Source organism: Methanomicrobiales archaeon, from assembly GCA_030019205.1.
Lineage (GTDB): Archaea > Halobacteriota > Methanomicrobia > Methanomicrobiales > JACTUA01 > JASEFH01.
Genome location: JASEFH010000017.1, coordinates 31,926 through 54,358, shown reverse-complemented (window position 1 = coordinate 54,358; position 22,433 = coordinate 31,926). Strand labels below are relative to the sequence as shown.

Below are 22,433 nucleotides of genomic sequence, written 5' to 3'. Positions count from 1 at the left end.
GGCCTAACGTACGGCTGATCAGCAGGAGAAAATCTCTCTGATGAATGGAGGTGATGCATTGGCTCAAAGGATTTTTGGGATGGGCTTAGGCGGGAGCGGTATCGTCGGGGTATTGATCGCCACGGGCATCATCCTCTGTATCACCCAGGTCAACGAGATTGTCGGGACACTGGCACTCGTCGGCGGTGTGGCCATCGGATTTGCCCTGGGAATCCTGGGAGTTCTTGGCGTCTTAAGCAGACTTCACATTTAATTTTTAGTAAAAAGGGACTTATTTGTCAGTATATTTACAGCGCTTGCCTATCCTTTATGCATTCAGAAAATTGACAACGGACTGAGGATACATGCCGGCCGCCCCACCTCACCCGCCGCATCCGGATCCGGGTTCAATCGGAGTTCGTTTCCTGGCCTGGTTGAAAAAGAGAGGAGGACAGCAGCGTCTCACGAAGTGCGAGAGGAAGTGGCAGGATCTGGGCCTTGAAGTGGAGACGACCATCAATGACCTCGGGCAGGACCGCATCGGCATCTACTGACACGGCTCAACGGGGGATAAGGTGGTGAAACTCCACGATCTGGTATGGGCGGACCAGTGGATGCAGTACTACGGAGAGGAGATCCCCCACCACCGGCACTGGCAGAAATTTGAATAATGTTTTTTCCATAACGGAAAAATTATTATCTATTCTGCACCATCTACCATCACGATCTATGATAGAGAATGGCGTGAATCCCCGACGTGAAGTCGATGATACATTTATCGATTCACCGTTTGGGGGCATATTTGGGGATGCGGCACTCGCTCAGGTTGTCCAGGAGATTGTTGCGGACCCGCATTCGCTCTACCGCCCCAAGGATCTAGTGGAACTGACAGGATGTACAGCGCCCACAATCCGGGACGCACTGAAAACACTCACGGACTTGGGGCTGCTCATCAAGCATGGTGACAAGCATCCCGTGTACAGCGTCAACACAGAGTGCAAACGCTTCGTGGCACTCACGTTCCTGTCCTTTGCCATCCTGGATGATCGAGAAGGATCGGAGTGCATGGATACGGCAATCAAACACTATTGCAAGACGGTTCTCGGGAGCGAGGTCGCATCCCACGCTGTTGCAACCGTGGGAGAATACAAACTCGTGAACTCCCAGCTCTCGACCTCTGAACCGAGCTATTTGATCAAAGGAGAGTATGGAATCGCACGCTCGGCAGGTACATGATATGGCGAAAAGTAAAGCAAACAAACAGGAACCCGGAACATTGGATAACGAACCTATGGAGATCGATCTAAAGGCGATGTATGCCTTCGACCCGGCAGACATGGTACCGGACGTTACCATCACCCGCTACTCCAACACTGCCTATATAACCTGTTCAACACGCGACGTGTTTATTGATTTTCTTGAAATGCCGGGTGTCAAGAGAGATGGCAAAGTCCTGGTCAATGCAACACGAATATTCATGTCCCATGCAGCAGCTAAAAAACTGGCAGAGGTCACCCTCAGAACCCTCGAGGCCGTGCATCGTGGTGGTCAGATAGAAACATATGCGCCACACGAGGGTGAAGAGAAGGCTCTATCCACCAAAGTAAAAAGAACCTCCATGGAGGAGTCGTCTCAAGGGTAACTCATGATACCCTCTTTTCTCCGCTGATCCATTCCAGGTCCATTGAAACCTGCTCTTCGGATAAGATTGTAATCTGGGATGGTTACAGATCATCACCAAATTGTGCACGAATCATACACAATCAGGGACAGTCGCTCCGACACTCGCAGGCTGCCATTCTTCCGCTTCTCCTCGATCAGCCCGGTCAACAGGGCCCGCGGCACCCCGGGGTTACCGAGGATATCCTTCTGCATCCCCTCCTGAGTCGGGATGACACCGGCCGTCAAGGAACAGCCGCAGCTCGATCGGTAGTTGGAGAGCGGGGAGTTGATCGTCTTGCAGGGGGCCGAGGATCGGTTCCCGGCGGGAGGAGGCTTTTTCCACCGTCCCGGCAATGCCGTGGGGCTGTCACATCGCGGCATCGATATCGGCGCCGGTCAGGCGGGCATAGGTCTGGAACACCAGGCCGGTAAGATGCGGGGACGATATGCCCTGTGATACCCGCCTCCTCCGCGATGACCTGCAGCCGCGGGATGGTGGCGGGGGTGAAGGGCTCCCCCTGACGGTGACAGAGAGCAGGGCATCACCCTCGGGCGTGGCGAGGCACTCGCGGGCCATGATCGGGCGGATGCAGCGCCGAAGGCGGGATCGCCCCGCTTCAGGGTCCCGAACTCGCCGATGCGGATCCCCCCCTCGCAGAGGGGGCGGGATCCCTGTCCCGTCCACCAGGCGGCGAGAGGAATGGACCATGGGGCGGATCTCCCCGGGAGAGATGGCGGCCACCCCGGTCGTCTACTCTCCGGGATGCTGGGGTAGCCGTTCTCGTTCAGCCAGCGGCAGCACTGCTCGAGGACCCCTTCCCCCCGCCGGGGGGTTCTGCGTGAACGGCCGACCTCAGGACTCTATGCGCGTGCGATACCCCGCAGAGATCCGCTTCCAGCATCTCCGGGAAGAGAGCGGTGAAGCCCCGCCCGGTGACCGGGCAGGAGACGATCGTGCCGGTCCGCCCGACGTTCGGCGATGCATTCGCGGAAATGCGCAGCGTCCGTCGGGATTTTGGCCGCGTTCTCCCGGGCGCAAAGCCTATCGGGCTCGGCAGTCACCGGCCGGACCTCGTGGAGAAAATATCTCCCGGCAGTCGCGGGTCAGGGGTGACCCGGAACGGGTGTGCATAAACGGTGACCGAGAAGAGGGATGCGATAGCCGGGATTCGAACCCGGGCTAGAGGCTTGGGAAGCCCCTGTCCTGCCACTAGACTACTATCGCACCTGACCAGTACCTTTGGCGCTCCGGGATCATAATACTAACTGCTGCCTGAAGGGCTTTGCGGAAGAACCCCTGGGGAGGCTCGGGGTCCGCACCGAATCCCGGGGGATCCCCCGAATCTCCGCATGCACCGCGGGGCGCGGACGCCCCCTGCCCCCGCAGACCGCAAGCATATATCAGGGAGGAGAGCGTATCCGCCCATCGTCACCGGAGAGACCGATGAAACCCGAGACCCGCATCCTGACGCCGGAAGAGTTCCCCCTCGCCGAGAAGATCTGGGAGCAGTACCGCAACCAGAAGGCCGATCCCGCCCGCGAGAGGATCTTCGGCGTCTTCCTAGACGGCACCCTCGCCGCCACCGCCCGCTGCACCCGCCACCCCGACGGCCTGGAGATGGACTGCGTCTTCACGCTGGACGCGTACCGGGGGAAGGGCTACGCCCGCGAGGCGGTCGAACTCCTCATCGACACCTGCGGCGCCGAGACGATCTACATCCACTCGACCCTGCCCCTCATCCCGTTCTATAAGACCTTCGGGTTCTACCCCATCCCCGAGGCCCGCCTACCGCGGAGCATCCGCGAACGGTTCCTCTTCTGCTTCGGGGAGATGGAGGGCTGCAACGTCTGCCCGATGGCCCGGAACCCCGGCGGGAGTCCGCCGGCATAGTCCCGCCGCTGCCGCGGACCATCCCGGGCGTCAGGGTTGCTCGAGAGGACAGCAGAGGGTGATGGAGGACCCCTTTCCCCACCCTGCCCCGCCGCCCTCGAGGCAGCTTCCGCCGTCCCGCACGTTCGGGTTCGCGTACTGCAGGGAGGTGCAACCGTCGGCACGGATCGCCGCAGGCTGCCCTCGCACATCGAGAGGGCGTCAGCACGTCTTCGGTGCGGCGGCAGGGAGCGGTTCCTGGCACTCTGCCTTCATCGCGAGTACGGCTGCGGCAGGTCGGGGCGGACCCGCCCGGGATTCCGCCGGAAACCTCCCGGATCCGAATCGGGTTACCTTAATAACCATCACTGTCAATTAGTAGCTAGCTACAGTCTGGCACGGTGTCGATCTTGCTGCGGGCGGAAGGGATCACCAAGAAGATCAACGGCCTCGTCGCCCTGAACGGCGTCAGTCTCGAGGTGCACGAGAACGAGATCCTGGGGCTGGTCGGCCCCAACGGGGCGGGCAAGACCACGCTGCTCAACATCATCTCCGGGATCGCGCAGCCGACCTCGGGGACCGTCATCTTCCAGGGCGAAGACCTCACCGGCTGGAAACCCGAGCAGATCTGCCGGAAGGGCATCACCAAGACGTTCCAGCTCGTCCACCTCTTTCCCGAGCTCTCCGCGAAGCAGTGCGTGATGCTCGGCTCCCTCTTCGGGAACTCGAGGGCGCCCGGCATGGGGGAGGCGCGGCGGGAGGCGGAGGAACTGCTCGAGCGGATCGGACTGCCGCCCGAGAAGCACGAGACGCTGATCCGCCACCTCAACGTCGTGGAGCTGAAGAGGGTGCAGCTCGCCCGCGCCCTGGCCTCGAAGCCCCGGCTCCTCCTCCTGGACGAGCTGACCACCGGGCTGACGCCCAGAGAGAGCGCGGACGCGGTCCAGCTCATCCGGGAGATCCGGGACGCAGGGACCTCGATCCTGATCATCGAGCACGTCATGCAGGTGATCATGGGCGTCTCCGACAGGATCGTGGTCCTGGACCACGGGGAGAAGATCGCCGAAGGGCGGCCGCACGACGTGATCAACAACCGGCGCGTGATCGAGACCTACCTCGGCGAACTGGACGCCATGTAGGGGGTCTCGCGTGCTGGAGCTCGACCGTCTGAACGTGTTCCGGGGCAGTCTCCAGATCCTCTGGGATCTCGCCCTGCACATCGACGAGGGGGAGATCGTGGCCCTCCTCGGGCCGAACGGCGCCGGGAAGACCACCCTTGTCGAGACCATCTTCGGGCTGAACCCGCAGGCCTCCGGGAGCGTCACGTTCCTGGGCGAGGAGATCCTCGGACAACCCCCCCATGCCATCTTCCGGAAAGGGCTCGCCCTGGTCCCCGAAAAACGGGAGATATTCCCGAAGATGACCGTTCTCGAGAACCTGCGCCTGGGGGCGATCGACCGTCGGGGGCGGGACGGGGATCTCGAGAGCATCCACGCGCTCTTTCCCGTTCTGCGCGAGCGGGAGAGTCAGCTGGCCGGCACCCTGAGCGGCGGGGAGCAGCAGATGCTCGCGATCGCCCGTGCGCTCATGTCGAATCCCAGACTGCTCGTCCTGGACGAACCGTCGACGGGGCTCTCCCCCCGGCTCGTCGGGGAGGTCTTCCGCTCGCTGGAGCGCCTGGGGCGGAAGGGCATGACCATCCTGCTGCTCGAGCAGAACGTGCGGAACGCGCTCGACCTCTGCCACCGCGGCTACGTGATGGAGAACGGCAGGATCGTCCTGGAGGGGAAGGCAAAGGAGCTCTTCCACGACGAGCACGTGCAGCGGGCTTACCTGGGCATCTGATCGCCGCGGACCCGCCCCCGTCTCCGCCGCCGCCACGCGGAGATCGCCTCGGGCAGGGAGACCAGCCCTTTGGGCAGGAATATCACGGAGAAGACCAGGACGGCGCCGATGACGATGTAGCGCTCGTAGGTCAGCCCCAGGTCCTTCAGGGCGTCCCAGAGGACCGTGATGACCACCGTTCCCAGGATGGGTCCGGCAATGGTGCCGAGCCCCCCGAAGATGGTGTAGATCACCGGCCAGAACGAGAGATCCACACCGTAGATCTCCGGGGTGACGTAGCCGAAGTGGTGGATCTCGAGAGCGCCGGCGATGCCCGCCAGGAAGGCGCTGATGGCGAACGCCAGCAGTTTGTAGCGCACCGGATCCACGCCGGAGACCCGCGCCTCGAGCTCGTTCTCGCGAATCGCAGCAAAGGCGAGCCCCAGGCGGGACCGGAAGATGAAGTGGATCAGCAGGATCGACCCGATGGTGACCAGGAGGATCGCGTAGTACTCGAAGAGGGCGGAGCCGGGGACGCTGCTCGCCAGCAGACGGGGCGACGAGAGCCCGTCCCAGCCGCCGCTGACGGGGGCGAGCACGCTGACGACCAGCGTCTGGACGATGATGGCGAACCCGAACGTGACCATGGCGAGGAACCACTCCTTCAGCCGCACGCAGGTGAGACCGAGGAGCACCCCGACGATCGCCGAGACCGCGCCGCCGACGAGAATGGAGAGATAGGGGCTCACCCCCAGGTTGAGGGCGACGAGCGTCGAGACGTAGCCCCCGATGCCGAAGAAAGCGGCGTGCCCGAGCGACGCCTGCCCCGAGTAGGCGAGGAGGTTCCAGGACGAGGCGAAGATGATGAAGATCAGCATCAGGATCCAGACATTCATCAGGTAGAGGTTCATCCCCGAGAGGAACGGCAGGGCGATCGCCGTGGCCACGGCGATATGGGGCGCATACCGCATCCAGCGCGGATCCCGCAGCCTCTCCAGCATCTACTCACCCGACTCCCCGAACAGCCCCGTGGGGCGGACGATCAATACGACGATCAGGACGATGAAGGAGATGGCGTCCTTCCACGGCCCTCCCAGGTAGAAGGCGGCCCCGTTCTCCGCAATCCCGTAGAGCAGCCCGCCGATGATCGCCCCGGGGATGCTGCCGAGACCGCCCAGGATGATGATCGCGAACGCCTTCACGGCGGGTATCGAGCCCATGTAGGGGTTGAAGACCTGCCCGCTGACCACCCAGAGGGTTCCCGCCGCGGCCGCCAGGGCGGTGCCGATCCCGAAGCTGATCATGTCCATCTTCTCCACGTCGATCCCGACGAGCATCGCCCCTCTCCGGTTCTGGCTCGTCGCCCGCATCGCCCGCCCGGTGGGAGTCCGCCGCAGGAAGAAGTAGAGGGCGGCAAGGACGGCGATCGTCACCCCGGCGATGATGAAGTAGTCGAGCGGCACCCGCAGACCCCCTATCGGGATGGTGATCGCCTCGTAGGGGCTGTGGATGCCCTGCCACTCGTCCGTCCAGATCAGGGCCGCCACGTTCTGGAACACGTAGATCAGCCCGAGGGAGAGGAAGATCTCGTTCAGCTTCCCCTTCCCGAGGACGCAGCGGAAGCAGAGCCGCTCCGTGGCGATCCCGACGAGCGCCAGCACCCCCATCGAGAGGAGGATGATGCTGTAGGGATCGAAGCCGGTCAGGGCGAAGATGGTCGCGGTGACGTAGGCGCCGAGCATGAGGAACTCCCCGTGGGCGAAGTTGACGGTCTTCATCACCCCGAAGATCAGGTTGAGGCCCGTCGCCAGGAGGATGTAGATGCAGCCCGAGTAGACCCCCCAGAACAGCACCTGCATCAGGACCTCGAGTTCGTTCGTCATCGGCGCCGCTCCACCGAACCGCTACAAAGGGAGATCAGGGGCTCCCGGGGCGGTACCACTCCGGGAGCACGAAGTCGGCCTCCTTGAGGCTGTCGGGCCAGACGATCTTCGGACGCAGCTCGTTCAGGGCGGGATCCCAGATCAGCTGCTCCATGTAGAGGGCGAACTTGCTCTCCCGGTAGTCCTCCGAGAAGCGGATGGTGCTGCCCTCCATCGCCTCCACGATCTCCGGCATCTCCAGATCCTTCAGGGCCATCATCACCTTCTCCTTGTTCGTCGTGCCGGCCGTCTCGATCGCCTGTTTCGCGATGAAGATCCCCTCGTAGGTCGACGCCCCCATCATGCCCGGGAACCCGTTCCACCGCGCCCTGAAACTCTCCTTGAACGCGACGGCGGCGTCCGTGATGTTCCCTTTCGGGACCACATAGGGGCTGAACCGGCTCTCCATGATCGAGTACTCTCCGTGCCTCCCCACGCCCCTGTAGTAGTCGGGGTCATCGTTGCACTCGACCGCGAGGAAGATCGTGTCCAGACCGACATCGCGCCGCGCCTGGGTGACGAGCGCGGTCTGCTCGTTGATGAAGGCGGCCGGGTAGATGACATCGGGTTTTGCCGCCTTTACCGAGGTCAGCACGGTCCGGAAGTCGCTCTCGCCCATCTTGAAGCTCTGTTCGGAGACGATCTGGATGTTCAGGTTCTTCTCCGTGATTGTCCTCCTCACGGCGTCGTCCACCCCTTTCCCGTACGGACTGTCCTGGTAGATGATCGCCAGCCGCAGGGGACGGTCGTCGGCAAAGTTGAACCTCTGGTTGATCGCGGGCCGCATCACCTCGTCGACGAACAGGATGGTCTGCTCCCCGTAGTCCTCCGTGGTGGGGCAGTGGTGGAACATGTAGGTCGTGTCGATGTCGGTCCTGCGGGTGATGATCGGGCTCGAGGCGCCGGTGATGATGTAGGGGACCTTGTGATCCGCCACGATCGACTGGTGCGCGGAGGTGACCGCGCTCGAGAACCCGCCCACCAGGAGGTCGACTTTGTCCTCGGTGATCAGTTTGGTCACGGCCTTCATGCCGCCCTCCCGCGTGGACTCGTCGTCGCCCTGGATCAGGCGGATGGGGACTTTCCGGTTCAGCTCCCGGACGAATACCCCGCCCTCCGCATTGATCGCGTCGGCCGCGACCACCGCCGACTGCCACATATCCTTCCCCGTGGTGCTCGCCGATCCGGTCATGGACGCCACGACCCCGATCCGGATCTCCTCCGCCGACGCGGACTGCTGCGTGCAGCCGGCGATCAGGAGGGAGAGCATCATGCAAGAGATGAGCAAAATCGCCAGTTTTGCCTTCATGGACTCATCCTCATACCGCTATGCCATGATATAGCATGACAGTGTTACTATCTCGATAGCCATATATAAAAAGTGTGTATCGGCACCCGTGCGGGGAGCGGCGGGCGGGGGGAGCCGCCCGGTTCACGAACGGGGACGGAACGGCAGAGCATTGTCGAGATCCGGGGGGAAGAGGGGTCGCCCTCGCGGGGGAGAGATGCGCTCCCGCCCCGCTCCGACGGGAAGCGATGGCAGGATCCGGACCGCCGCCGCAGGCCGGGGCACGAGGCTGCGCTGCCGGGCCGCCGTCAGAGGACTGTCGCGCGGACGATGGTCACATCCTGCAGGGGGCGGTCGTTCCTGTCGGTTCGCACCCTGCTGATCCGGTCCACCACGTCCATCCCCTCGATCACCTCGCCGAAGACCGGGTGCCTGCCGTCCAGGTGGCTGTTGTTCACCGTGTTGATGAAGAACTGGCTGCCGCCGCTGTTCGGGCGGCCGGTATTGGCCATCGCCAGGGTCCCCCGGGTGTTGCGGTGCCGGCTGCCGAACTCATCCGGGATGGTGTAGCCCGGCCCGCCCATCCCGGTACCCGTCGGGTCCCCGCCCTGGATCATGAAGCGGTCGATGACGCGGTGGAAGATGGTGTTGTTGTAGAACCCCTCTCTTGCCAGCTTCTCGAAGTTGCCCGCGGTGATCGGCATGTCCGCATAGAGGCGGACGGTGATGTTCCCCATCGTGGTCTCGAGCCGCACGTTCGTTCCTTCGGTTGGTTGTGCCATGGTGACCGTCTCCGTTGCGGCAGGCGCGGGCGGAACCCGGAGAGGGGGCATGCCAACGCCTGCCGTCCTCTGCTTCCATACCTCTGGGGCACCCTCGGGAAAAAGCGTTGCGGATCCCGGACTTGCGGGCGGATACCCGCGCTGCCGCGGTGCCCCGATGCGGGGCACACCCGGACTGCTACCGGAACATGCGGTCGGCCGTCTCCTCGGCCACGATCCGCTGCTCGATCGGGATGTCCCCCGCGCAGATCTGGATGTACATGAACCCCAGCGCCCCGGCGCTGACGACCGCCTTGATCGCGTGGTCCAGGTTCTGGATCGAGAAGCCCTCCTCGTAGGGGAAGAGCTTCGTCGACACCGTGAACCCGCCGAACCGCCCGTCCCGCCTGATCAGGTTGAACGAGGTGTAGGGCGATGTCAGGTAGGAGAGCAGGCGGATCATGTTCCGGGGGTTGGAGAAGAAGAGGTTCAGCTTCTGCAGGGACTCCTCTTCCTTGAAGGGGGACGGAAAGACCACGTCGACGTAGGGCATATCCTTCCTGTGGCGGAGGGAGACGATGAAATACCCCCGCTTCACGATGATCTCCCAGGTATCCCCCTCCCGGAAGTCCTTCAAGACTTCATCGTCCAGGATGTCCAGAAACACCTTGATCCTGTCATGGACGTCCATCGCGGCCCCATGCCCTGGACACACTGAACACTCGCGCGTCGTTTCCGGGAATCTCCTCCGGGGGGTTCCCCGTGTGGAACCGCTCCAGGAACTGCGGCGGGACCGATCCGTGCGGTTCGGGAGCGGCTCTCCTGTGAGGGGGTGGCAGGGTGTGCATGCCCCTCCCTGTCGCATCCTCGTATAAATATCCTTCAGGGGCCCGGGGAGGCGGAACCTGCATGCCGGACCCCGGACGCGATGCACAACGCTCATTAAGGACCGGCGGGCATACCGGAGTGATCGTCCCCGCCTGCGGGCGGCAGCGCCCCGGGGGGAGAACAGGTGATCGACGACGTACGCCATACGGTTCTACCGCATCTTCGACGCAGGGGACGAGGTGGACCTGAACCGCCTCGAACAGGCCCTGCACACCGACCACTCCACCGCCCGCGCCAGCTTCAGCCGCGTGAAGCCCAAATCGATCACGATGGAGGTGCCCCCGCTCCTCCTGCGGCTCTCCCCGGCGCGGGTGACCGCGGACGGGCGGGAGTACGCCCTCGCCGCCGTGGTGCGGGTGTACGATATCGGGGCGATCAGCCTCTGCTTCATCCTGGAGGATATGGCGGCTCCCGCTGCGGACCTGCGCCCGGCAGCCCTGGCGTTCGCGGGGCAGCGGGGCCTCGACTCCCTGTTCCTGCGATCGCTCGAGGAGATCCGCCAGATCCTGCGCCCCCACCTGGGAGAACTGCCGGTCGATCCCGACTTCTACGAGGACTATACCATCCTGATCGCCGACCGCGCCGATCCGGCACTCGACCCGGTGGTGCTGCTGCTCGGAGAGGAGCGGACGTTCAGCCCCCAGACCCGGGCCGACAGTCTCCGCCACTCCCTCTCCTACGGGGACAGCGATCTGACCATCCTCTCCTGGGACACCGCGCTGCTGATCGACACGGAGCCGGTGGGGGACCTGACCGATCTGATCGAGTTCGCCAACGTGGAGGCGCTGGAGCTGCGCCACTACGACCGGGTGCTGACCGCGCAGATGGAGCGGATGTACGACGACATCGAGTCCGTGGACCGCTCGTCCCGCTGGCGGCGGCTGCGGCAGTACCACTCCATCATGACCCGTCTCCTGGAGACGCAGGCGGACATCTCGGAGATCACGGAGAAGGCGGAGAACCTGATCAAGATCACCGAGGACGTCTACTACGCGCGGGTCTACTCCGCCGCCCTCGACGTGCTGCGGATCTCCCAGTGGCGCGCCAGCGTGAAGCGGCGGATCGACGTGATCCGCGAGAACTACGGCATGCTCTCCGACGAGGTGAACATCCAGTACTCCCACTTCCTGGAGATCGTCATCATCCTCCTGATCGCGATCGAGATCGTGTTCCTCCTCTGGGAGACTTTCCGCCCCGTCTCCGGGTGAACGGGGATCGCTGCCGCCTCTTCGGGCCCGTCGGGGGTCCGAGAGGTCTCACGGAGGGATTCAGCCTCCCTTCCGGGGCAGATACGTTTATATAACCCCTACGGCATGGTGCTAGCGCGATGCGCCGTCGCGAAGATGCTGCAGAATAACCTCTGCTTTTAGAATCCGGCGACTGCTGGAGGGGACAATGGAGATCGTACTGGCAGGGGGCAGAGGTGAGTGGGACGATTTCGTGGAGAGGAATCCCGGCAGCGAGATCTTCCATCGCTGGGACTTTCTGAAGATCGTGGAGGAGCAGAGCGGCTGCCGCCTGCTCCCGTATGCCATCTACCGGGGGCGGGAGATGATCGGCGTCCTCCCCCTCTTCCACCGCGCGCTGCCGGGACTGGGGTACATCCTCTCGCCGCCCCCGAGAACCGCCATACCCTACCTGGGACTGCTCCTCGACTCCTCCCTCGCGGACCTGAAGCAGCACAAACGCGAGAGCGTCCTGCGGAGTCTCGGGGAGAAGGTGATCGCCGAGATCGCCTCTTACTCCCCGAGCAGCGTGATCATCTCGAATCCGCCGTGCGTGATCGACGTCCGCCCCTTCCAGTGGGGCGGGTACGGCGTCGAGATCGCCTACACCTACGAGATCGACCTGGGCCGTCCGCTGTCCGAGATCTGGAGCGGATTCTCCAAGGACCGCAGACAGAAGATCGGCAGGGCCTCCCGCTCCGGCATCGAGATCGTCCGCGGCACGGATCTCTCGCGGCTGTGCACGATGCTGGAACGGAGGTACAGGGAGCAGGGCCTCACGAACGGCATTTTGAGCCAGCGCTACCTGGAGAGGCTCGCCGCCGCGTTCCCCCGCAACTTCAGCCTCTACTATGCCCGCCACGGGGATGCCATCTCCGGTGCCGTCCTCATGATCAAGTACAACGACGCGAAGGTCTGGGTGGGCACGCCCCGCTCGGAGAACCACAGCAACGAGCTGCTCATCTGGGAGCTCCTGCGGGAGGCGAAGGCGGAGGGCTATCCCCGCTTCGAGCTGGTGGGCGCCAACACCCGCCAGCTCTGCACCTTCAAGAGCCAGTTCAACCCGCACCTGCGGCCGTACCTGCGCGTCGCCCGCAGGAACCTGCGGGGACGGATGGCGGAGTCCCTGTACCATCGCCTGCGAAGGCGGGGGGTGCACCCCGGGCGGCCGGACGGACTGCGGTGACTGCGGAATCGCCCGTCACCCGTTTCAGCCGATCGGCACGCAGATCCCGGTCGCGATCTCCTCCGACGGCACCTCGCGGGGATCGTTCAGGTAGACCTCCCGGATCGGCCCCCGCTCCGCCAGCCACGAGAAGAGGCGGAGGAAGGTCGACTCGCAGCCCTCGCAGGGGCCCCGGTGGACGGCGCGGGCCATCCTGCCGCCGGGGACCGTGTAAACCCGGATCTCGCCGCTCGGGCGGGCATCGCCGGCGATCGGGACGATCACCTCCACATCGGCGGTGCCGCTCCTGTCCGCCTCCTGCGCCGCCTCGGGAGAGCATTCGTGGCAGAGAAAGGCCGGCATTCCGGCAACCGGGATCCCGTTCTCCATCGCGTACTGAAAGATCTGCGGGAGCAACCCGTCGATCAGGCGATAGTGCCCGCGCCGCCGGATCCCGAGCACCCGCTGGGACGGGGCTCGACGATGGTGATGGCATCCCATTGTTTTCACCGCGGGAAGCGTCGGAGGAGGGGGATAAAAACGTTCCGGAGAGGGGGGCAAAAATGACGCACTCACCCGAGACCGACCGCCACCCGGTGGAGGACGTCGGCCGTGTCCCGCAGCGCTCTGCCGGCATCCCGCAGGTGGTGGTAGATCTCCCGCCGGCGGAGCGCCTCCATCGCATCGCTGTCCCGGAGCAGTTCCGCCATGCCCGCGATGTAGATGTTCTCGATCGCGTTGATCGCGTCGCGGGTCTCCTGCACCCGCCGCTCGACCGCCCTGCCGTCCGATCGGAGAGCCTTCACGCCCGCGGTGACGCTTTTCGTCCCCCGCAGCAGCGCCTCCGCCATGCCCAGGATGGGCGCATCGGGCAGCACTGCAAAGGCGTGCATCTCGCGGGCGGTCTCGGTGGCGAAGTTCAGGATGTAGTCCATCTGCCGCGAGAGGTAGTAGAGGTCCTGGCGGTCGAAGGGCGTGAAGAACGCCTCCGTCAGCAGATCCTCCAGCCTGTGGCGGAAGTCGTCCACCTCCTCCTCCCGCCGCTCCAGCTCCCGCGGCTCCCCGGCGGGGCGCTCCCGCAGCCAGTCCAGGAAGCACTCGACGCCGCCCACCGTGCGGTCCGCCTGCTCGGCGAGCATGCCCTCGAAGTCGTACTCCTTCGGGAAGATGGAGTCGAACAGGCCCCTGTGCTCCTTCTGATCCCCGCTCTTTCTGTCCATCCGTCACGCTCTAGAGGAAGGGTGCGATCAGCCAGTACATAAAGGCTGTGAGGAGCGCGGTCGCCGGGAGGGTGAGCAGCATCGAGGCGACGATGTCGCGCCCCACCGACCACCGGACCCGCCGCGGGTTCTCCGCCGCCCCCACCCCGAGGACCGAGCTGGTGATGACGTGGGTTGAGGAGATGGGGGCGCCGGCGAGGGTGGAGAGGGCGATCGAGGCTCCGGAAGAGAACTGGGAGGAGAAGGAGTGGAGGGGCTCGATCTTGAAGATGCGCCGCCCCAGGGTGGCCATGATGCGCCACCCGCCCCCGACCGTTCCCAGGGTGATGAGCAGGGCGATGCCGAGCCGGGCCCAGAGCGGCTGCCCCGTGCCCGCCCAGGTGCCGGAGGCGCCCAGCCCCAGGAGCACGATTCCCAGCAGCTTCCCGCCGTCGTTGGCGCCGTTGAAGAACGCCATGAACCCCGCGGCGATCCAGTTGCTGCGCGCGATCTCCCGCACGACTCCCCGCCGGGCGTTGCGGAGCAGGAGCGCGGCCGTGCGGTGCAGGGCAAACCCCCCCAGGAGACCGACTGCCAGGGAGACGGCGAGAAAGACCAGGATCTTCAGGAGACCGGCGAGTTCGTGCGGGGGGGCGAGGAACTCCGCGACGCCCCAGAAGATGCCGGCAGGACCGCCGTAGGCGACGCCGGCTCCGACCAGACCCCCGATGAGGGCGTGGGTGGAGGAGGAGGGAAGGGCATACCTCCAGGTCAGGAGGTTCCAGGCGATCGCCCCCAGCAGGGCGGTCAGCAGCACCGGGACCGCCGCCGGACCGGCGTCGAAGGCGAGCAGGGAGGAGAGCGTGAAGGCGACGGCGGTCCCGCCCAGCAGCGCCCCCGCGAACTGCAGCCCGGCGATGAAGAGGATCCCCCGGCGGGGGGTCGCCGAGCGGGACGCGATGAAGGTCGCGGCGATCGTGCTGGCATCCTGGAAGCCATTGGTGAAGGCGAAGGCAAACGTCAGAGCGACGAGCACCATCTCCAGCATGAGCCTCCCCGTATCAGATAGCAGGTCCCACGGTTTTAGGGTTGCCCTTCTGCGGGAGTGCGAGGACCGGGGCTCCCCCGCCCGGATCGCCGCCATCCCCTGTCGCCCGCGGGACGCCCCCGACGGGGCGGCCTGCGCCGCTCGGGATCGCACGGAGGGGTTTTTTGCGAAAGCAGCGGGGAGGACGCCGGCGGGAGCCTTCATGGGCCCGGAGGCTCCGGCGCACACGGATGACCATCCCGGCTGCGGAGCCATTATCATGCTCAACACCCAATCCCCTGATCGCCGGAGATCCGGATCTTCCCCCGACCGGAGTGCGGGTGCCAGCATGCCGTCGAGAATTCCGATGGACACGGGAAAACGCCCCTTCTCCCACTACCTGCTGATCTCCCTCTTCCTGCTCATCGCCGTCGCCACGGCGGGTACCACCTGCGTGGACTACACCTTCGCCGAACGGAACCTGGCAGCCCGCACGGAACTGCTCGAGCAGCAGGTCGAGAACGGCATCGATCAGAACCTGCGCATCATCGATGACGGGCAGAAGCTCTTCGACGGCACGCTCAACGCGAGGATGCTGAACGGGTTCGGCCTATTCCTGGAGGAGTACGAACGCGCCGGGCGGGATCCCGCCCGGATGGACCTGGAAGGGGTCAAGGAGCGGATCGGGGGCGACATGGATCTCTACGTCATCGACGAAACCGGGGTTATCGCGTACACCACCTTCGCACCCGACCGGGGCCTGGACTTCCGGAAGGTGCCGTACTTCTACGACTACCTGACCGCCATCCGCCAGTCGGAGGGGTTCTTCCCCGACCGCATCGTCACCGAGCCGGCCACCGGCATCCTGCGGAAGTATGCCTACATGCCGACGCCGGACCACCGCTACGTCCTCGAGCTGGGGCTGCAGGGGGAGATCCTGAACACGCCGCTCTCCCGCATGGGGGAGAGCGAAAGCATCCGCCAGATAACGTCGCTCAATCCCTACGTCCAGCAGGTGCGGATCTTCGACAGCCGCAAGCAGCTCCGCGAGAATGCGAGTCTCAAACCCGAACCCGAGGTCGACGCGATCCTGGACCGGGTGATCCAGCAGCGGGAGACCCTGCGGATCGACGATCCGATCACCGGCAGGAAGGTCACCTACCTCTTCGTGGACCTGCGGGACGAGAGATACGGGTCGGACGTCAGCCGGATCGTGGAGATCACCTACGACACCGCGAATCTCCGCAGCACGCTCGACACCGGCATCCTCTACCACCTCCTGGCCGCAACCGCCGCCTTCGTCCTCGCCGCTCTGGGTGCGGTCCTCCTCACGCGCCGCATCGCCGTCCCGATCCAGCAGATGGCGTCCGATGTGGACGCGATCTCCCGGGGGGAGCCGAATCGCGCCGCGCCGCGAGAGCACGGCCGCGCCCGGGGGTATCGGCCCCTCCCCGGGGAGCGCCGTCTCGCCCACACCATCTTCCTCGTCATGGTTCTGATCGTAGGATTCGTCGTGGTCGCCGTGACCGCTGCCGATTACGTCAAGACGGAGAGGGACTTCCAGGAGACCGCCGCGCTTGCCCGGCAGGGGACCGAGGGCTACCTGGGGCAGACCGTCCGCCTGGTGGACACCGGTTACCTTCTGTACGACGAGACCCTCAACGCGAGGATGCGGGAGGGATTCATGCAGTTCCTGGCCGAGTACGAACGTGCCGGGCGGGACGTCTCGCGGATGGATCTCGAACGCGTGAAGACGGAACTGGGCGGCGAGATGGACCTCTACATCATCAACGATTCCGCCGTGGTCGAGCGCACCACCTTTGCGCCGGATCTCGGGCTCGACTTCCGGCAGTGGAACCATACCCACGAATTCCTGATGGACATTCTCCAGAAGGACGGATTTTACCCCGATCGCGTCGTGCGGGAGACCGCGACCGGCATGTTCCGCAAGTTCGCCTACATGCCCACGCCGGATCACCGCTACATCCTCGAGCTCGGAATGGCGGAGGATCTCTTCAAGGAGCAGCACCATCGCCTGGATTACGAGGCGGGCATCACCGCCATCGCCGCCCGCAACCCCTACCTGGAGACGGTCCGCCTCTTCGACACCACCCGGCACATGATGGGCAACTTCAGCTACGTTCCCACCCCGGAGGAGGCGGCGGCGCTCGATCGCGTCATTCAGGAGAGGCGGACGGTCGAGATCCCCGGCAGCGGGAAGACGGTGCGCTACCTGCTGGTCGATCTCGCCAGTCCCGACTACGCCTCCGATACGAGCTGGATCCTGGAGCTCACCTACAATACGAACCTCGTCGACACCGAGCTGCAGCGGCTGCTCCTCTCGCACGTCCTGGTCGCACTGGGCGCGATCGCCCTGAGCGGCCTTTTAGCCCTGGCCCTCTCGCAGGGGCTCACCCGCCCGATCCAGCGGATCGTGCAGGATGCGGAAGCCATCGCACGGGGGGACCTGGACCGCCGCGTCCCCCCCTCGAGCGCGAGCGAGCTGGCGGTGCTGGAGAGGAGCATCAACACCATGGTGGAGCGGCTGAAGGCGAGCATGCAGGCGCTGCAGAGCAGCGAGGAGCGCTACCGGGCCGTTGTCGAGACCCAGAGCGAGTTCATTGCCCGCTTCCGCCCCGACGGGACCCACATATTCGCCAACGATGCCTACTGCCGCTACTTCGGGAAGACCTGCAGCGAGATCGTCGGGCGGCGGTTCGTGCCGCAGATCCCCGAGGCGGACAGGGCCCTTGTCGAGGCCCACTTCCGCTCGCTGACGCCGCACAACCCCTCGGCGAACATCGAGCACCGCCTGATCCTCCCCGGCGGGGAGATCCGCTGGCAGCAGTGGAACGACCGGGCGTTCTTCGATGCCGACGGGCGGGTCACCGAGTACCAGTCGGTCGGGCGGGACATAACGGAGAGGAAGCGGATCGAGGAGGAGCTGCGGGAGAGCGAGAAGAAGTACCGCGATCTGGTCAGCCTCCTGCCGCAGGGGGTATTCGAGGCGAACCTGCAGGGTGTCATCACCTTCGCCAACCAGTACGCGTTCGACACCTTCGGCTACACGCCGGAGGATCTGGGTCGGGGCATCTCTCTCGATGCTGTCGTCCTGCCGGAACAGAGGGAGCGGGTGCATGACAGCATGCTGAAGGTCGGTCAGGGAGTCCGCCTGGTGGACATGGAGTATACGGCGGTGCGCAAGGATGGAACCGTTTTCCCCGTCATGGTATATGCCACCCCCGTCTACGCCGGCTCCGCCGTGGCGGGCATCCGGGGCGTCATCGTGGACATCACCCGCCTGAAGAAGGTGGAAGAGGATATCCGCCGCCTGAACGAGGAGCTGGAGCGCCGCGTCGCCGAACGGACCGCCGAACTGGAGTCGGCGATCGGAGAACTGGAGTCCTTCAGCTACTCCGTGTCCCACGATCTCCGATCTCCTCTGCGGGCGATCGACGGCTACTCGGGGATCCTGCTCTCCGAGTACCGCTCGAGCCTGCCGCCCGAGGCCCGGGTCTACCTGGAGAAGGTGCGGTCGAACACCCAGCAGATGGCGAACCTGATCGATGCCCTCCTCAATCTCTCCCGCATCAGCCGCTCGTCGCTCACGAAGGAGGCCGTGGACATCACCGCGGTCGTGAAGACGGTCTGGGAGAATCTCCGCAGCGAGTGCGCGGGGCGGCAGGTCGAGTTCACCATCGGGCCCCTGCCGCCCTCCCGTGCGGACGCGTTCCTGATCAGCCAGGTCTACCACAACCTGCTCAGCAACGCGCTGAAGTTCACCCGCCCCCGCGCCATGGCCCGAATCGAGGTGGGATCCTTTGCGAAGGACGGTGAAACGGTCTACTTCGTGCGGGACAACGGCGTGGGCTTCGATCCCCGGTACGCCGAGAAGCTCTTCGGGGTCTTCCAGCGGCTCCACAGCGAGAAGGAGTTCGAGGGGACCGGCGTGGGGCTCGCCATCGTGAAGCGGATCCTCGACCGCCACGGCGGTCGGATCTGGGTGGAGTCGGGGATCGATCGGGGCACCACCTTCTTCTTCACCTGCGGGAGCGACGACGACGGCTCGTCCTCCTGAATCCCGATCTCGTCGCTCCTCCGCGTCCGCCTCCAGCCGCCGCATCTCCCCGCGGATGCAGCCATCCGAATCCGCCGGGTGCAGGCGGGCATGGCGCGGAATCTCCTGCCCCGCGCACCCGGCGCTGCTCCAGCCCTCGTGCGTCCGGGTGTCCTGTCGCACCAGCGCCCGTATGCTGGAGGGGGCCCGCGCGTTAGGAGATGGAGATCATCGAGGCCGCACACGGCGTCGATCGGCGCCCCTCCACGGCAACCCCATCGCATCCGGGGAGAGGGTGCTGCGCCGCCTCGTCCCCGCCGCGATCCTGATCGGCATCGTCACGGCCAGCTCCCTCGGCTGCGCCCCGGCGCCCACGCTGCCGGTCATCGTCGGCACCCGGATCCTGCAGGCGACGACCGGGGCCTCGATGGCCTTCTCCATCTCCCCGGCGATGGGCAACGCGCTCTTCCAGAGCCCCAGCAGCACCGGGCTCCTGCGCGGTTGCAGCGGCGCGGTGCCGGGAGCCGATCCGCAGGTGCTGGCGGATGCCACCGGCGCCACCATCCCGGCTGCCGCCGTCTGCTGCGCGCTCGCGATCGTTCCGCTGCTGATCCGCGGAGAGGTCCCGGCCGCTCCCGGCGGGAGAGCGTGGGGAGAGTATAAGCAGCAGGAGAGTACAACAGCGGCACGCATGACGACAACCCGAGATGTTATCCGGACGCTCTGGGATGCCCAGGGCTACAGCAACATTGCCGTGTATCGGGATGGCACCATGGCCCCCTGCGCCCCCGGCGAGTCCGGCGAGCGCGGCGGGGAACTTCCCGTCGCCATCCTGAAACCGATCCCGCTCGTGGGGGGCATCCCGACGCTCGACCACGCCCTCGCCGATCCCGGGCTCCTGGAGGAGATCGAACGCACACTCGGCGGGAAGGGCCTGCCGATCGATCGGGGCTGATCGGCTCCCCTTCACCCCGCCTCATAGTTCTGCACGGGCTCCGTCCGCAGCGGCTCCGGCAGCGTGAAGAAGAACGTGGCCCCCTTCCCGGGCTCGGACTCGACCCGGATGGCGCCCCCGTGCCGCTCCACGATCCGCTTCACGACGGCGAGCCCGATCCCCGTCCCCGAGTACTTCTCCCGCCCGTGGAGCCGCTGGAAGATGACAAAGATGCGGTCGAAGTACTGCGGCTCGATCCCGATCCCGTTGTCGGCGACGGAGAACTGCACGTAGCCGTTGCGGCGCTCTGCCGAGACGTGGACCTTCGGCGGCTCGTCCTCGCGGCGGTACTTCACCGCGTTGCTGATCAGGTTCTGGAAGACCTGCACCAGCTGGGGCGGATCCGCCAGCACCGCGGGCAGCGGATCGTGCGTGACCGCCGTCCCCGACTCCTCGAGCTGGGAGCGGAGGTTGGAGATCGCCTGCTCCAGCGCCATCTCGCTGTCAGACTCCGTGATCTCCCCTCCGCGGGTGGTCACCCGCGAGTATTCCAGCAGGTCGTTGATCAGCGCCTGCATCCGTTTGCCCGCGTCCACGATGTAGTCGATGTACTCGTCCGCCTCCCTCCCCATCTGCCCCTTGTACCGCCGCTCCAGCAGCTGGGTGAAGGTGACGATGGTGCGGAGCGGCTCCTGCAGGTCGTGGCTGGAGACGTAGGCGAACCGCTCCAGGTCCTCGTTGGACCGCTTCAGGTTCCGGGCGTACTCCCGCAGGGCCTCCTCGGCCTGCTTGCGATCCGACATGTCCACCAGGGTGACGAGAGAGCCGGCGTGCCTGCCTCTCCCGTCTGTCATGGGCGACGCCTGCAGGGAGACGTATAGCCGGCTTCCATCCTGCCTGCGCAGGCTCACCTCGCACCTCCCCTGCATGCCCCGCTTCCGGCGGCCGAGACTCTTCCGCACGGCCTCCGCGTTCTCGGCGTCGGCAAGGCTGAGGAACGATCTCCCGATGAGATCCCGCAGCGGGCAGCCGCACATCTCCGCCATCCGCGGGTTGGCGAACGTGATGATCTCCTCCGGGTCCACGATCACGACGCCCTCGTGGAGCAGCTCCACGAGCTCGCGGTAGCGGGCCTCGCTCTTCCGGAGCGCCTCGTCCGCCCGTTTCCGTCTCGAGACGTCCCGCAGGATCGTCTGGATCGCCCCGCCCGGTCCCACGAGCGCCCCCGTGGCCTCCACGTCCACCTCCCGCCCGTGGATATCGACGAGCTTCAGCTCCTTCCTCGGGATCCGCTTCCCCTGGAGGAGCCGGTTCATGCGGGACTGGACGAGGCTGCGGTGATCGGGATGGATCCGCTCCAGAATCGAGGTGCCGATCAGATCGCCCGCCTTCTTAGCCCCGAAAAGACGGACGGCCGCCGGATTGAGATACTCCATCGTCCCGGCGCGGTGGAGGATGATGGCGTCGGGGGACTGCTCCACCAGACTGCGGTACCTCCGAACGCTCTCCCTCTGCCCCTCTTCGGCCTTCTTCCGCAGGCTGCTCTCGGATTCCAGCGCCTGGAGCATGGACTGCAGCTCCGCCATGAGCTTCGCAGAGGCCTCCTGTGCCCTATCTTCGGGGCGATTCCGCAGGTGCTCTTCCGGTGACGTACCTTCCAGCATGGCTCCATGCCCAAAAATCAGGGTATGTAGGATCATCCCTCCGCTATATGATAAGCATTGTCCTTGGGAAAGGTGCTGGCCGCCGGGTCCGCGGCGATCCCCGTGAACGGACGGGCCCCGGCGTGCCGGCGGTCCAGCGCGGTGCGGGGGCTGCCCGCCCGGGCGCCACCGCAAGGAAGAAGACCTCCCGCGCCCTCCGGGGCCGCAGAGAGCATGAAGATCCGCACATGGGAGCTCTACCTGGCCGCTGCGCTGATCGTCGCGTCGGTCCTCCTCTACACCGCCCACTACCTGGTCTTCCTCGATCTCCACCACATCGCCATCTACACCCTGGGAGACATCGCGTTCCTCCCGGTCGAGGTGCTGCTCGTCACGCTGGTGATCCACCGCCTCCTGGAGCGCCGGGACCTACGGCGGAGACTGGAGAAGCTGAACATGATCATCGGGGTGTTCTTCAGCGCCGTGGGGACGCACCTTCTGGCCCTCCTATCGGACCACGATCCCGGGCTCGAGAACATCCGCGGGCGGCTGGTGGTGCGGGGAACCTGGACGGCGGCGGAGTTCGACCGCGTGCGGAACCTAATCGCGGAGCACCCGCCCCAGGTCCGGGGGGAGGATCTGGATCTGGTCGCCCTCCGGGATTATCTTGCCGGCAGGGAGGACATCCTCGTCCGCATGCTCGAGAACCCGCTCCTCCTGGAGCACGAGTCCTTCACGGAGCTCCTCCGGGCCACCTTCCACCTGGCCGAGGAGCTCCAGCGGAGAAAGGACCTCGGGCAGTGCAGCGGTGCGGATCGGACGCACGTCTGCACCGACATCGAACGGGTCTACGGCTGCCTGATCCGCGAGTGGCTGAACTACATGGAGCACCTGAAGAACAACTACCCCTACCTCTTCTCGCTCGCCATGCGGACGAACCCCTTCGACGCACGGGCGGCGGTGGAACTGGGATAGAGGCGGCGGGTCC

Annotated in this window: 20 protein-coding genes and 1 tRNA gene; 11 read left to right on the top strand and 10 right to left on the bottom strand. The window is 65.3% G+C overall.

What is annotated here, in order from left to right:
• Positions 1-40 precede the first annotated feature (40 nt).
• From QMC96_09700 to QMC96_09690, 3 genes are all read left to right on the top strand, one after another.
• A complete protein-coding gene (locus tag QMC96_09700) occupies positions 41-253 on the top strand; it encodes a hypothetical protein (GenBank protein MDI6877030.1) in 213 nt (70 codons plus the stop codon).
• 455 nt (positions 254-708) lie between these two features.
• The gene (locus QMC96_09695; protein ID MDI6877029.1) at positions 709-1,215 is read left to right on the top strand and encodes a hypothetical protein; all 507 of its coding nucleotides are present in this window, start codon (positions 709-711) and stop codon (positions 1,213-1,215) included.
• A gap of 1 nt (position 1,216) precedes the next feature.
• Complete coding sequence (locus QMC96_09690; GenBank protein MDI6877028.1) at positions 1,217-1,621, top strand: DUF3467 domain-containing protein; 405 nt, start codon at positions 1,217-1,219, stop codon at positions 1,619-1,621.
• 1,174 nt (positions 1,622-2,795) lie between these two features.
• Here the strand turns inward: QMC96_09690 and QMC96_09685 are convergent.
• Positions 2,796-2,866, bottom strand: a tRNA-Gly gene (locus QMC96_09685).
• A gap of 219 nt (positions 2,867-3,085) precedes the next feature.
• Between QMC96_09685 and QMC96_09680 the strand changes: the two genes are divergently transcribed.
• The 3 genes from QMC96_09680 to QMC96_09670 all read left to right on the top strand — a co-directional run bounded on the left by QMC96_09680 (position 3,086) and on the right by QMC96_09670 (position 5,356).
• Positions 3,086-3,532: a GNAT family N-acetyltransferase gene (locus tag QMC96_09680; protein MDI6877027.1), complete on the top strand. Its 447-nt coding sequence runs from the start codon at positions 3,086-3,088 to the stop codon at positions 3,530-3,532.
• A 380-nt stretch (positions 3,533-3,912) separates the two neighbouring features.
• Complete coding sequence (locus tag QMC96_09675) at positions 3,913-4,650, top strand: ABC transporter ATP-binding protein (protein ID MDI6877026.1); 738 nt, start codon at positions 3,913-3,915, stop codon at positions 4,648-4,650.
• Between the two features lie 10 nt (positions 4,651-4,660).
• Entirely contained in the window at positions 4,661-5,356 is a 696-nt protein-coding gene (locus tag QMC96_09670; GenBank protein MDI6877025.1) for an ABC transporter ATP-binding protein, read from the top strand.
• Here the strand turns inward: QMC96_09670 and QMC96_09665 are convergent.
• The 5 genes from QMC96_09665 to QMC96_09645 form a co-directional block, all read right to left on the bottom strand.
• Complete coding sequence (locus QMC96_09665) at positions 5,341-6,336, bottom strand: branched-chain amino acid ABC transporter permease (GenBank protein ID MDI6877024.1); 996 nt, start codon at positions 6,334-6,336, stop codon at positions 5,341-5,343. The genes QMC96_09670 and QMC96_09665 overlap by 16 nt on opposite strands.
• Positions 6,337-7,218, bottom strand: a complete 882-nt coding sequence (locus QMC96_09660) for a branched-chain amino acid ABC transporter permease (GenBank protein ID MDI6877023.1) — start codon at positions 7,216-7,218, stop codon at positions 6,337-6,339.
• Positions 7,219-7,252: 34 nt separating this feature from the next.
• Positions 7,253-8,566, bottom strand: coding sequence for an ABC transporter substrate-binding protein (locus QMC96_09655; protein ID MDI6877022.1), 1,314 nt, complete (start codon positions 8,564-8,566; stop codon positions 7,253-7,255).
• 287 nt (positions 8,567-8,853) lie between these two features.
• Entirely contained in the window at positions 8,854-9,327 is a 474-nt protein-coding gene (locus QMC96_09650) for a peptidylprolyl isomerase (GenBank protein ID MDI6877021.1), read from the bottom strand.
• A gap of 178 nt (positions 9,328-9,505) precedes the next feature.
• Positions 9,506-9,997, bottom strand: a complete 492-nt coding sequence (locus tag QMC96_09645; protein ID MDI6877020.1) for a hypothetical protein — start codon at positions 9,995-9,997, stop codon at positions 9,506-9,508.
• Between the two features lie 376 nt (positions 9,998-10,373).
• Between QMC96_09645 and QMC96_09640 the strand changes: the two genes are divergently transcribed.
• Positions 10,374-11,402 carry a hypothetical protein gene (locus QMC96_09640; protein ID MDI6877019.1) on the top strand — a complete coding sequence of 343 codons (1,029 nt, stop codon included), beginning with the start codon at positions 10,374-10,376 and terminating at the stop codon, positions 11,400-11,402.
• Between the two features lie 187 nt (positions 11,403-11,589).
• Complete coding sequence (locus QMC96_09635; protein MDI6877018.1) at positions 11,590-12,606, top strand: GNAT family N-acetyltransferase; 1,017 nt, start codon at positions 11,590-11,592, stop codon at positions 12,604-12,606.
• 24 nt (positions 12,607-12,630) lie between these two features.
• On the opposite strand, the gene QMC96_09630 is transcribed toward QMC96_09635, so the two are convergent.
• The 3 genes from QMC96_09630 to QMC96_09620 all read right to left on the bottom strand — a co-directional run bounded on the left by QMC96_09630 (position 12,631) and on the right by QMC96_09620 (position 14,832).
• A complete protein-coding gene (locus QMC96_09630) occupies positions 12,631-13,086 on the bottom strand; it encodes a GyrI-like domain-containing protein (GenBank protein ID MDI6877017.1) in 456 nt (151 codons plus the stop codon).
• 71 nt (positions 13,087-13,157) lie between these two features.
• The gene (locus QMC96_09625) at positions 13,158-13,805 is read right to left on the bottom strand and encodes a DUF47 family protein (protein ID MDI6877016.1); all 648 of its coding nucleotides are present in this window, start codon (positions 13,803-13,805) and stop codon (positions 13,158-13,160) included.
• A gap of 10 nt (positions 13,806-13,815) precedes the next feature.
• Positions 13,816-14,832 carry an inorganic phosphate transporter gene (locus QMC96_09620; GenBank protein ID MDI6877015.1) on the bottom strand — a complete coding sequence of 339 codons (1,017 nt, stop codon included), beginning with the start codon at positions 14,830-14,832 and terminating at the stop codon, positions 13,816-13,818.
• A 328-nt stretch (positions 14,833-15,160) separates the two neighbouring features.
• On the opposite strand from QMC96_09620, the gene QMC96_09615 reads away from it, so the two are divergent.
• Both QMC96_09615 and QMC96_09610 read left to right on the top strand, forming a co-directional pair.
• Complete coding sequence (locus QMC96_09615; protein ID MDI6877014.1) at positions 15,161-18,889, top strand: PAS domain S-box protein; 3,729 nt, start codon at positions 15,161-15,163, stop codon at positions 18,887-18,889.
• Between the two features lie 274 nt (positions 18,890-19,163).
• Positions 19,164-19,823 carry a hypothetical protein gene (locus tag QMC96_09610; protein MDI6877013.1) on the top strand — a complete coding sequence of 220 codons (660 nt, stop codon included), beginning with the start codon at positions 19,164-19,166 and terminating at the stop codon, positions 19,821-19,823.
• 11 nt (positions 19,824-19,834) lie between these two features.
• Here the strand turns inward: QMC96_09610 and QMC96_09605 are convergent, their stop codons facing one another.
• Positions 19,835-21,466 carry a PAS domain S-box protein gene (locus QMC96_09605; protein MDI6877012.1) on the bottom strand — a complete coding sequence of 544 codons (1,632 nt, stop codon included), beginning with the start codon at positions 21,464-21,466 and terminating at the stop codon, positions 19,835-19,837.
• Positions 21,467-21,529: 63 nt separating this feature from the next.
• On the opposite strand from QMC96_09605, the gene QMC96_09600 reads away from it, so the two are divergent.
• Complete coding sequence (locus QMC96_09600; protein ID MDI6877011.1) at positions 21,530-22,420, top strand: hypothetical protein; 891 nt, start codon at positions 21,530-21,532, stop codon at positions 22,418-22,420.
• Positions 22,421-22,433 lie beyond the last annotated feature (13 nt).